The following is an 11652-nucleotide window of genomic DNA, read 5'->3' as shown; positions in this document are numbered from 1 at the left end:
CTTGCTGTGTTCCATCACCGATCGAGGCCGCCCGCCTGCCCATGTGGCCGCCCGACCTGACCGGGGGGCTGCTGTGGCGTCGCCTGGAGGGCGAGCTGTACTGGCGCATCCGGCACGGCCTGCAAGACCGCGCGGGCCAGCCCACCATGCCCGGTTTCCACGACCGCCTCAGCGCCGACGACACCTGGGCGGTGCTCGACCATCTGCAGGCCCAGGCCGCCGGCCGCACCCTGCAGGCCAGTGGTGCCTGGTCATGGCCCGTGCCCTTGCCGCGCATGGTCTGGACCTGCCGCGGTGGACAGACCCGCGACAGCCGTGCCATTGCCCCACAGCGGGTGCGCCTGGTGTTCCTGGGACCAGGCGAAGCCGTGCCCGTCGACGACCCCCGCCTGCTCACCGTGGTGGCCGGCGCCGCGCCCAGTCAAGACCCCGAATGTCGCCTGGACGACCCCGTCGCCCTGCGCGCCCTGGCCCAGGTGCTGGGCGTGGCGGTGCCAGACCTGCCCGGCCACCAACTGCTGGTGGACCGCCAAGGCTGGCTGCGCGCCCGCAGCCGCCCCGCCGACGGCGCCTGGCGCGCGTCCGATCTGGTCTGCACCACCAGCCCGCCCGGCGCGGCGGGCCCGGCCACCAGCACGCCGGCCGACGGCCTGGAAGCCCTGATCCGGCGCATGGACGCCGATCCGGTGCGCTCGCTGCGCGGCGGCTACCCCCACTGAGCCGGCGCGGGTGCGCCTGCACCACCGCGGCGGCATCCGCCCGCCATGGTGCCGTGGCCGGACATGCCAAAAGCGCATGTCCACAGCCGAATTCCTTCCTTGTTCGGCGCGCGGCCGGCTCCTACAGTGAACGCAACCCGTTCATCCACACACAGCAGGAGTTCCACACCATGGGTGTCCAGTTCATCGGCATGATCCAGCCGCACGAAGTGTCCGAAACCTTTCCCCGCCGCGGCCCCGCCGTCGACCCCGACTACGTCCGCGTCTTCGCCCAAGCCCACGAGCACGCCGGTTTCGACCGCATCCTGGTGCCCTTCAGCGGCACCAGCCCCGACAACCTGCTGACCGTGCAGTACGCCGCCTCGGTCACGCAGCGCATCCATTTCCTGCTAGCGCACCGACCCGGTTTCGTCGCCCCCACCGTGGCCGCGCGCACCCTGGCCACGCTGGACCAGTTCACCGGCGGTCGGGTGGCGGTGCACTACATCACCGGCGGCTCCGACGAGGACCAGCGCCGCGACGGCGACTACCTGGGCCACGACGAGCGCTACGCCCGCACCGACGAGTACCTGGGCATCCTGCGCCGCGTCTGGACCGAGGACCAGCCGTTCGACCACCAGGGCACCCACTACCGTTTCGAGGGCGCGGCCTCCGAAGTCAAGCCGCACCAGTCGCCCTACGTGCCCATCTACTTCGGCGGGGCCTCGCCACCGGCCTTGGCCGTGGCCGGGAAACACGCCGACGTCTACGCGCTGTGGGGCGAATCGCTGGCCCAGGCCGGCGACTTGGTGCAGCGCGTGCGCGCCGCCGCCGCGTACCACGGCCGCGAGGTGGGGTTCAGCATCTCTTTCCGCGTCATCCTGGGCGCCACCGAGGACGAGGCCTGGGCCAAGGCCGAGCGCATCTTGGCCGACACCCGCCGCCTGCGCGTGGACCAGGGCTACGCCCGCGGTGGCCCGCAGCAAAGCGAGGGCGCGCGCCGCCTGCTGCAAGACGCGGCCCAGGGCGACCGGGTGGACCAGCGCCTGTGGACCGCCATCGCCCGCGAAACCGGCGGCCGCTCCAACACCACCGCCCTGGTGGGCACGCCGGAACAGGTGGCCGATGCGCTGCTGCGCTACCACGACCTGGGCATTGGCACTTTCCTGATCCGCGGCTTCGACCCGCTGGTCGACGCCATCCAGTACGGCCGCGAGCTGATCCCGTTGGTGCGCGACAAAGTCGCCCAGCGCGAGGCGGCCCAGGGCCGTGCGCCCCTGCTCAAGCGCGCCTGAATTTGTCCACCCCATTGTTGTTTCACACCATGAGCACCCCCTTCGTGTCCAACGACTTCACCGTCGTGCCCAACGCCCAACCCCAGCGCCAGGACTGGTTCGAGCCCGCCCCGCCGCGCGCCAGCGTGCAGGCCGAACGCCTGCACCGCAAGCAGCGCCTGGCGGTGGCCTTCCGCCTGTTCGCCCAGCAAGGCTTCGACTACGGCCTGGCCGGCCACATCACCGCCCGCGACCCCGAGTGGCCCGACCATTTCTGGGTCAACCCGCTGGGCGTGCACTTTTCCCAAATCCAGGTCTCCGACCTGTTGCTGGTCAACAGCGCTGGCGAGATCGTGGTGGGCCAGGGGCCGCTCAACCGGGCCGCCTTCGCCATCCACGCCGCCCTGCACGAGGACCGGCCCGACATCGTGGCCGCCGCCCACACCCACTCCACCCACGGCAAGGCCTGGTCCACCCTGGGCCGCCGGCTCGATCCCCTGACCCAGGACGCCTGCATCTTCTACGGCGACCACGGCCTGTTCGCCGATTTCTCGGGCGTGGTGCTCGACACCGAAGAAGGCCTGCGCATCGGCCAGGCCTTGGGCCCGCACAAGGCGGTGATCCTGCAAAACCACGGCATCCTGACCGCCGGCCCCTCGGTGGAGGCCGCCGCCTGGTGGTACATCGCCCTGGACAACGCTTGCCACGCGCAGTTGCTGGCCGAGGCGGCGGGCACACCCCAGCCCATCCCGCACCCGGTGGCCGAACGGACCCACGCCCAGATCGGTGGCCCCGGCGGCGCCGAGTTCGCCTTCCAGGCCCTGTACGACATCGTGGTCCGGCAACAGCCCGAGGTGCTGCAATGAATGCCCCGCTGGACTGGACCGGGCGCGCCGCCACGCTGGCGCTGGATTTCGCCGCCCGCGCCCCGGTGCACGACGCCGACGGCAGCTTCCCATTTCGCAACTTCGCCGACCTGGCCGACGCCGGCTTCCTGGCCCTGGCCGCGCCGCGCGCCTATGGGGGCCAGCAGGCGAGCATCGCCACCCTGGGCGGCGTGGTCGGCGCGGTGGGGCAGGGCGACCCGGCCACCGCGCTGGTGCTGACCATGCAGTACATCCAGCACCGCAGCATGCTGCGCGGCCACCGCGTCTGGCCCGAGGCCATCGCCCGCCAACTGGTGCGGGAGGCGGTGGACGGCGTCTCCCTCGTCAACGCGCTGCGGGTGGAGCCGGAGCTGGGCTCGCCCGCGCGCGGCGGCCTGCCCGCCACCACCGCACGCCGCACCGCCGACGGCTGGCGCCTGTCGGGCCACAAGGTCTACTCCACCGGTGCCCCCATCCTGCGCTGGTATTCGGTTTGGGCCCGCACCGACGAAACCCCGCCGCGCGTGGGCAACTTCCTGGTCCGCGCCGACCAAGCCGGCATCCGCATCGTGGACACCTGGGACCACCTGGGGCTGCGCGCCAGCGGCAGCCACGACGTGCTGTTCGAAGACGTGGCCCTGCCCGACGACGCCGCGGTGGACCTGCGCGACCCGAGCGCCTGGGCCGGGGGCGACCCCGAACTGCAGGCCGACATGAGCGTGCTGATGGGCGCCCTGTACACCGGCGTGGCCCGCGCCGCGCGCGACTGGGTGGTGGGTTTCCTGCAAGAACGCCGACCCGCCAGCCTGGGCGCCGCCCTGGCCACCTTGCCCAGGGCCCAGGAACGGGTGGGCGCGATCGAAGAAAAACTGCACAGCAACCGCCGCCTCATCGCCAGCCTGGCGCGCGACATCGACGACGGCCTGCGCGTGCCGCTGATCGACAGCAGCCTGGTCAAAACCACCACCACCGAGAACGCGGTGCAGGCGGTGGAGCTGGCCCTGTCCCTCAGCAGCAACCACGGCCTGTCGCGCCACCACCCGCTGGAGCGCCACTGGCGCGACGTGCAGTGCGGCCGCATCCACACCCCCCAGGTCGACAGCGTGCACACCGCCGCCGGCCGACAGGCCCTGGGCCTGTGAAACCTGCCAGCCGCCAGCATGGCCCCCTCCCCTGAACACCCTCGGCACATGACCCCACGACTGCTGCGCCTGGGCGCGTATTTCACCGGCTCCGGCGTGCAGGGCGACAGCTGGCGCCACCCCGACGCCCACACCGACGCCCACCTGCACTTCGCGCGCTACCAGGGCTACGCCCAGCGCCTGGAGGCGGCCTGTTTCGACGCCCTGTTCTTCTACGACAACGTCTTCGCCCCCACCGACCCGGTCGCCGTGGCCAGCAGCCCCCTGGCCCCGCGCTGGGACCCGCTGGTGCTGGTGGCCGGCCTGGCCCTGGTGACCCAGCGCATCGGCCTGGTCGCCACCGTCAGCACCAGCTACAGCGAGCCCTACAACGTGGCGCGCCACTTCGCCTCGCTCGACCAGCTCAGCCAGGGCCGGGTGGGCTGGAACGTGGTCACCTCCACCGCCGGCGGCGAAAACTTCAACCTGCCCGGGCACCGCGACCACGCCCAGCGCTACGAGCGCGCCCACGAGTTCGTGGACGTGGTCACCGGCCTGTGGGACAGCTGGGCCGACGACGCCTTCCTGGCCGACAAAACCAGTGGCCGCTGGGCCGACCCGGCCAAGTTGCACGTCTTGCACCACCGCGGGCCGCATTTCCAGGTCCAGGGCCCACTCAACGCTGCCCGGCCGGTGCAGGGCTGGCCGGTGCTGGCCCAGGCCGGCGCCTCCGAAGCGGGCAAAGACCTGGCCGCGCGCATCGGCGAACTGCTCTACACCGCCGCGCAGGACGTGGACGAAGCCCGCGCCTTTTACACCGACGTCAAGACCCGCGCCGCCCAGTGGCGCCGCCCGCCCGAGGCGATCCAGATCCTGCCCGGCGTGATGCCGGTCGTCGGTCGCACCCGCGCAGAGGCCCAGGCCCAGTACGACGACCTGCTGCGCCACCGCGACCAGGACGTGCAACTGCGCGCCCTGTCGCAGTACGCCAGCCTGGGCGTGGACCTGAGCGGCTTGTCGCCCGACGACCGGGTGCCCCTGCCCGAACACATCCCCGAGACCAACTCGCACAAAAGCCGCCAGAAACTGCTGGTGGACTGGATACGCCGCGAACGCCCCACCGTGCGCGAACTGACCACCCGCTGGAGCGCCGGTGGCCACCGCATGTTGGTGGGCACGCCTCAGGACATCGCCGACGATTTCGAGCACTGGTTCCGCAGCGGCGCCTGCGACGGCTTCAACATCATGTTCAGCAGCGCCCCCAACGGCTTGAACGACTTTTGCGACCTGGTGGTGCCCGAGTTGCAGCGGCGCGGGCTCACGCGCAGCGCCTACAGTGGCCGCACCTTGCGCGAGCACCTGGGCCTGCCCCGGGTGCCCAACCGGCACTTTGCCGCACCGGCCACGCACCCCGTGAGCGCGGCACAGGGGGTGTGCCCGGCGTGACCGCAGCTGGGGAATCTGCCACCCCGGCTTGCGCCCAAACCGCATGAGCATCTGCGAAAAGATCGCTTCCGGCGGAGCGGGACGTTGCCCACAATCGACCCACACCCCTTGCCCCCTGCACGACCATGCGCACACGCCAACGCGGCACCGCCCTTTCCCCATCTGACAGGAATCGCCCGTGAATCCTCCGACCGTGATCATCGTCCCCGGCTGGCGCGACTCCGGGCCCGGCCACTGGCAAACGCTGTGGACCGACGCCCTGCCGCGGGCCCGCCGCGTGGTGCAGGACAACTGGGTCTCCCCCTTGCGCAGCGCCTGGGTCGCCCGGCTGGCCGACACCATCGAAGCCACGCCCGGCCCGGTGGTGCTGGTGGCCCACAGCCTTGGCTGCATGGCCGTGGTGCACCTGCCCGACTCGGCCCTGCGCCGGGTGCAGGGCGCCCTGCTGGTGGCCCCGGCCGACCCGGAGCGCCGCGGGGTGCTGGCCGATTTCGCTCCCGTGCCCTACCAAGCCCTGCCCTACCGCAGCATCGTGGTGGCCAGCAGCAACGACCCGTTTTGCCCGGTGCGTCTGGCGGGCGCCTACGCCCGCGCCTGGGGCAGCGAGTTCGTGCGGCTGGCCGACGCCGGCCACATCAACGTCGATTCGGGCCACGGCCACTGGCCTCTGGGTTGGGCCCTGCTCCACGCCCTGACCGACCCCCAGCAGGCCCCCACGGCGGCCGCCGAAGCGCTGGCCCAGGCGGCCTGACGCCCCTTAATTACATTTCCAAATAAAGAAACAAAAACAAATTGGTTTGAAGTCTGAGGCAAGGCACCCAGAATCGGGCCATTCCCGCTTCCGAGTGACCCTGCCATGAAACACCCCCTGCGCCGCAGCCTTGCGCTCATCGCCCTCACCGCCAGCACCTGGGCCAGTGCCCAGACCACGCTGCTCAACGTCTCCTACGACGTCTCGCGCGAGTTCTACAAAGACATCAACCCCGCCTTCGCCGCGCACCACAAGAAAACCACCGGCAAGGACATCAAGGTCGACCAGTCGCACGCTGGCTCCAGCGCCCAGGCGCGCGCCGTGGCCGACGGCCTGGAGGCCGACGTGGTGACCATGAACACCACCACCGACGTGGACTTCCTGGCCGACAAGGGCGTGGTCGCCAAGGACTGGGCCAAGCGCTTCCCGCACAACGCCGCGCCCACCACATCCACCATGCTCTTCCTGGTGCGCCAGGGCAATCCCAAGGGCATCAAGGACTGGGACGACCTGGTCAAGCCCGGCGTGCAGGTGGTGGTGGTCAACCCCAAAACCGGCGGCAACGGCCGCATGGCCTACCTCGCCGCCTGGGGCCAGGTTCGCGCCAAAGGCGGCACCGACGCCCAGGCCGCCGAGTTCGTGGGCAAGCTCTACAAAAACGTGCCGGTGCTGGCCCGCGGCGGCCGCGACGCCACCGGGGTCTTCCTGCAGCGCAACATCGGCGACGTGCTGGTGACCTTCGAGTCCGAGGTGGTGTCGGTGGACAAGGAATTCGGCGCCGGCAAGGTCGATGCCATCCACCCCAGCGCCTCCATCGTGGCGGAGAACCCGGTGGCTATCGTCGAACGCACCGTAGCCAAGAAAGGCAGCGCCGCCGAGGCCAAGGCCTACATCGACTTCCTCTACAGCGAGGAGGGCCAGGAAATCGCCGCCAGGCACAACATCCGCCCCCGTTCTGCGGCGGTGCTCAAGAAATACGCCCACGCCTTCAAGCCGATCAAACTGTTCACTGTGAACGAGTATTTCGGCTCGCTGGCCGAGGCCCAGAAGGTGCACTTCAACGACGGCGGCCAATTCGACAAACTCTACACCCAAGGCAAGTAAATGGCCGGCTCTGCTGCTTCGCTGTCCGGCCCGGCGCCGGCGGCCGGGGGAGGCCTGCGCCGCACGTCGGCGCGGGTACTGCCCGGTTTCAACATCACCCTGGGCTTTTCGGTCCTGTACCTGAGCCTGATCGTGCTCATCCCGCTGTCGGCGCTGGTGTTCAAGACCTTCACCCTCACCTGGCCGCAGTTCTGGGAAGCCGTCACCTCGCCGCGGGTGCTGGCCTCGTACCGGCTGACCTTCGGCGCCTCCTTCCTGGCGGCGCTGGTCAACGTGGTGGCTGGTCTGCTGGTGGCCTGGGTGCTGGTGCGTTACCCCTTCCCGGGCAAAAAGATCGTGGACGCACTGGTGGACCTGCCCTTTGCCCTGCCCACCGCGGTGGCCGGCATTTCGCTGACCGCGTTGCTGGCCGGCAACGGCTGGGTCGGCCAGTACCTGGAACCGCACGGCATCCAGCTCGCCTTCAACCCCAACGGTGTGGTGATCGCGCTCATCTTCATCGGCCTGCCCTTTGTGGTGCGCACGGTGCAGCCGGTGCTGGAAGACGCAGAGAAGGAACTGGAAGAAGCGGCCACCTGTCTGGGCGCCACCCGCTGGCAGACCTTCAGCCGGGTCATCTTCCCCAGCATCGCACCCGCGCTGCTGACCGGCTTTGCCATGGCCTTCGCCCGTGCCGTGGGCGAGTACGGCTCGGTCATCTTCATCGCCGGCAACATGCCCATGGTGTCTGAAATCACACCGCTCATCATCATCAGCAAGCTGGAGCAGTACGACTACGCCGGCGCCACCGCCGTGGCCACCGTGATGCTCGTGATCTCTTTCGTGCTGCTGCTGGTCATCAACGGCCTGCAGGGCTGGCAACGCCAACGTTCGGGAACCTGACCATGGCCTCCTCCACCGTGCGCACCGCCCAGCGCGGCACCACCGAAAGCGCCTGGGTGCGCCGGGCCCTCACCGGCCTGGCCCTGGCCTTCATGTTCCTGTTCCTGGTACTGCCGCTGGCGGCGGTGTTCACCGAAGCCCTGCGCAAAGGCCTGGACGCTTACTGGGAAGCCCTGAAAGAACCCGACGCCTGGTCGGCCATCCGCCTGACGCTGCTGACCGCGGCCGTGGCGGTGCCGCTGAACCTGGTGTTCGGCGTGGCCGCGGCCTGGGCCATCGCCAAGTACGAGTTCCGCGGCAAGTCCTTCCTGACCACGCTGATCGACCTGCCCTTTTCGGTCTCGCCCGTGGTGGCCGGCCTGATTTACGTGCTGGTGTTCGGCGCGCAGGGCTGGCTGGGGCCCTGGCTGGCCGAACACGACATCAGGATCGTGTTCGCGGTGCCCGGCATCATCCTGGCCACCGTGTTCGTCACCTTCCCCTTCATCGCGCGCGAACTCATCCCGCTGATGCAGGCCCAGGGCAACGAAGAGGAACAGGCCGCCATCGTGCTGGGCGCCAGCGGTTGGCAGACCTTCTGGCACGTGACCCTGCCCAACATCAAATGGGGGCTGATCTACGGCGTCATCTTGTGCAACGCGCGCGCCATGGGCGAGTTCGGTGCGGTCAGCGTGGTCTCGGGCCACATCCGCGGCCAGACCAACACCATGCCGCTGCACGTCGAAGTGCTCTACAACGAATACCAGTCGGTGGCCGCCTTTGCCGTGGCCTCGCTGCTGGCCCTGCTGGCGCTGGTGACGCTGGCCATCAAGAGCGCGGTGGAATGGCGCCACGAGCGCGAGATGAAGGCCGTGGCCGACCTGCCCCCCGAACGCCCCAACACCGCCTCGACCGCCGCCCCGACCGCGACCGTGCAGCACTGAAAGAACGCCATGAGCATCGAAATCCGCAACGTCCACAAACACTTCGGCAGCTTCCACGCGCTGAAGGACGTCAACCTCGACATCGCCTCGGGCGAACTGCTGGCCCTGCTCGGCCCCTCGGGCTGCGGCAAGACCACGCTGCTGCGCATCATCGCGGGGCTGGAAACGCCCGACAGCGGCAGCATCCACTTCAGCGGCACCGACACCACCGACGTGCACGTGCGCGAACGCAACGTGGGCTTCGTGTTCCAGCACTACGCCCTGTTCCGCCACATGACGGTGTTCGAGAACGTGGCCTTCGGCCTGCGCGTCAAGCCGCGCGGCGAACGCCCGAGCGAGGCCCAGATCAAACAGAAAGTGACCGACCTGCTCCAGCTGGTGCAGCTCGACTGGCTGGCCGACCGCTACCCGGCGCAACTCTCGGGCGGGCAGCGCCAGCGCATTGCTCTGGCGCGCGCACTGGCGGTGGAGCCCAAGGTGCTGCTGCTGGACGAGCCCTTCGGCGCGCTCGACGCCAAGGTGCGCAAGGAGCTGCGCCGCTGGCTGCGCCGCCTGCACGACGAGCTGCACGTCACCTCCATCTTCGTGACGCACGACCAGGAAGAGGCCCTGGAAGTGGCCGACCGCGTGGTGCTGATGAACCAGGGCGTGGTCGAACAGGTGGGCACCCCGCAGGACGTGTGGGACCACCCGGCCAGCCCTTTCGTATACGGCTTCCTGGGCGATGTGAACCTGTTCCACGGCCGCGCGCACGAGGGCCAGCTGCACCTGGAGGGCGTGGCCATCGACACGCCGGAACACGCCACGGCGCAGAACGCCCAGGCCTTTGCCTACGTGCGCCCGCACGACCTGGCCGTGGAACGCTACACGCCGCAGGCGGTGGGCATTGTGGCCGAACTGCAGCGCGCCATCGTCGTCGGCCCCATCGCCCGGCTGGAGCTGTGGCCACTGGACCCGCAGCAGCCCGACGGCCACGACCCGCTGATCGAGGCGCAGATCCCGGCCGATCGTTTCCGGGAACTGGGCCTGCAGGAAGGCGAGCGCCTGGTGGTGTCGCCGCGCAAGGCGCGGGTGTTCCTGCAGCCGAACGCCTGAAGCGGCGGCGCCTCAGAGGCCGACCGCCGCCAGGCGCGCGCGCAATTCGGTCTTGAGCACCTTGCCGTAGTTGTTTTTGGGCAGGGCCGGCAGCCATTCGTAGCGCTTGGGCCGCTTGAAGCGGGCCAGCTGCGCCAGGCAATGCCGGTCCAGCGCCTCGGCGCTGGGCTGGGCACCGGGGGCGGCCACCACGAAGGCCACCACCACCTCGCCCCACTCGGGGTCGGGCGCGCCCACCACCGAGACCTCGGCCACGCCGGGGGCGGTCAACAGCACCTCTTCGACTTCGCGCGGGTAGATGTTGGAGCCGCCGCTGATGATCAGGTCCTTGCTGCGGTCCTTCAGGGTCAGGAAGCCGTCGGCGTCCAGGCTGCCGACGTCGCCGGTGAAGAGCCAGCCGTCGCGCACCGCCTGGGCCGTGGCGGCCGGGTTGCGCCAGTAGCCCGCCATCACGCTGTCGCCACGCACCAGCACCTCGCCGGCCTCGCCCACCGGCAAGGGCCGGCCTGCCGTGTCGGCCACCCGAACCCGCACCGGCGTCTGCGCCACCCCCACCGACGCCAGCCGCTCGCCGTGGCGCGGGTGGGCGCTGTCCGACAGGTGCCGACGCGCCAGGGCGGTGCCCACCATGGGCGTCTCGCCCTGGCCGTAGATTTGCACGAAGCGCGGCCCCATCACGCGCAGGGCGCGCTCGATGTCGGCCCGGTACATGGGTGCGCCGCCGTAAACGATGGTCTTGAAGGCGCGGCCACAGGCCTCGGCCGTGAGGCCGTGTTGTTCGGCGTGGTCCACCAGGCGCTTGACGATGGTGGGCGCAGCGAAGGTGCTCAGCGGTCCCAGTCGTTCGCCCAGGTCGAACAGCTCGACCGGGTCCACGCCCCCGGAAGCGGGCACCGCGTGGCGCGCGCCGGCCATCAGGTGCGGGATGGCGTACAGACCGGCGCCGTGCGACATGGGCGCACCGTAGACGATGGTGTCGGCGGCGGCCACCGGGTCCACGTCGACGAAGTAGCCCAGCCCCATCGTCATCAGGTTGCGCTGGGTCAGCATCACCCCCTTGGGGCGGCCGGTGGTGCCGCTGGTATAGAACAGCCAGGCCAGGTCGTCGGGGGCGCGTTCGGTCACGGGCACGGCCGCGGGGTCGGGCACCGGGGCGAACCAAGCCGCGGCGGCGGCCGCGTCCAGGTCCACCAGCCGGTCCAGCCCGGTCAGGGGCTCGGTCAGCAAGTCGCCGTGCACAAACGCCCAGCGGGCCTGCGCGTCGGCGGCGATCCACGCCACCTCGCGCGGGTGCAGTTTGGCGTTCACCGGCACCACCGCCAGCCCGGCCCACCAGGCGCCCCAGAGGATTTCGAGGTAGCGCGGGTGGTTGTGCAGGAACAGCAGCACCCGGTCGCCCGGCTGCAGGCCGGCGGCGCGCAGGTGCTGGGCCAGGCCGGCACTGCGGGCGGCCCATTCGCGGTGGCAGGCCCAGGGGCGGTCGCCGTGGAAC

Annotated in this window: 11 protein-coding genes; 10 read left to right on the top strand and 1 reads right to left on the bottom strand. The window is 70.4% G+C overall.

Translation table 11 applies throughout. The features are described from left to right. From CON77_RS10745 to CON77_RS10700, 10 genes are all read left to right on the top strand, one after another. On the top strand, nucleotides 1-719 hold a 719-nt coding region (locus tag CON77_RS10745; RefSeq protein ID WP_369407349.1), incomplete at its 5' end, for a c-type cytochrome. Nucleotides 720-889: 170 nt separating this feature from the next. Then, the gene (locus CON77_RS10740) at nucleotides 890-1993 is read left to right on the top strand and encodes an LLM class flavin-dependent oxidoreductase (RefSeq protein WP_101049145.1); all 1104 of its coding nucleotides are present in this window, start codon (nucleotides 890-892) and stop codon (nucleotides 1991-1993) included. A gap of 29 nt (nucleotides 1994-2022) precedes the next feature. Continuing rightward, nucleotides 2023-2838, top strand: a complete 816-nt coding sequence (locus tag CON77_RS10735) for a class II aldolase/adducin family protein (RefSeq protein ID WP_101049144.1) — start codon at nucleotides 2023-2025, stop codon at nucleotides 2836-2838. Further along, nucleotides 2835-3980 carry an acyl-CoA dehydrogenase family protein gene (locus CON77_RS10730; RefSeq protein WP_101049143.1) on the top strand — a complete coding sequence of 382 codons (1146 nt, stop codon included), beginning with the start codon at nucleotides 2835-2837 and terminating at the stop codon, nucleotides 3978-3980. The genes CON77_RS10735 and CON77_RS10730 overlap by 4 nt, the downstream gene beginning before the upstream one ends. Before the next feature lie 48 nt (nucleotides 3981-4028). Continuing rightward, nucleotides 4029-5405, top strand: a complete 1377-nt coding sequence (locus CON77_RS10725) for an LLM class flavin-dependent oxidoreductase (RefSeq protein WP_101049142.1) — start codon at nucleotides 4029-4031, stop codon at nucleotides 5403-5405. 178 nt (nucleotides 5406-5583) lie between these two features. After that, complete coding sequence (locus CON77_RS10720) at nucleotides 5584-6156, top strand: RBBP9/YdeN family alpha/beta hydrolase (protein WP_101049141.1); 573 nt, start codon at nucleotides 5584-5586, stop codon at nucleotides 6154-6156. 105 nt (nucleotides 6157-6261) lie between these two features. Further along, nucleotides 6262-7260 (top strand): sulfate ABC transporter substrate-binding protein, encoded by a 999-nt coding sequence (locus tag CON77_RS10715; protein ID WP_101049140.1) that lies wholly within the window; start codon nucleotides 6262-6264, stop codon nucleotides 7258-7260. Beyond that, nucleotides 7261-8142: a sulfate ABC transporter permease subunit CysT gene (gene cysT / locus CON77_RS10710; RefSeq protein ID WP_101049139.1), complete on the top strand. Its 882-nt coding sequence runs from the start codon at nucleotides 7261-7263 to the stop codon at nucleotides 8140-8142. A 2-nt stretch (nucleotides 8143-8144) separates the two neighbouring features. Continuing rightward, the gene (gene cysW / locus CON77_RS10705; protein ID WP_101049138.1) at nucleotides 8145-9065 is read left to right on the top strand and encodes a sulfate ABC transporter permease subunit CysW; all 921 of its coding nucleotides are present in this window, start codon (nucleotides 8145-8147) and stop codon (nucleotides 9063-9065) included. A 9-nt stretch (nucleotides 9066-9074) separates the two neighbouring features. Continuing rightward, nucleotides 9075-10160, top strand: coding sequence for a sulfate/molybdate ABC transporter ATP-binding protein (locus CON77_RS10700; RefSeq protein ID WP_101049137.1), 1086 nt, complete (start codon nucleotides 9075-9077; stop codon nucleotides 10158-10160). A 12-nt stretch (nucleotides 10161-10172) separates the two neighbouring features. On the opposite strand, the gene CON77_RS10695 is transcribed toward CON77_RS10700, so the two are convergent. Beyond that, nucleotides 10173-11652: AMP-binding protein (locus CON77_RS10695; RefSeq protein WP_101049136.1), on the bottom strand; the 1480-nt coding region annotated here is incomplete at its 5' end.

The organism is Macromonas nakdongensis, from assembly GCF_002837145.1.
Taxonomy (GTDB): Bacteria; Pseudomonadota; Gammaproteobacteria; order Burkholderiales; family Burkholderiaceae_C; genus Macromonas_B; species Macromonas_B nakdongensis.
Note: the sequence above shows the minus strand (reverse complement) of the source record. Positions and strands in the feature narration are given on the sequence as shown.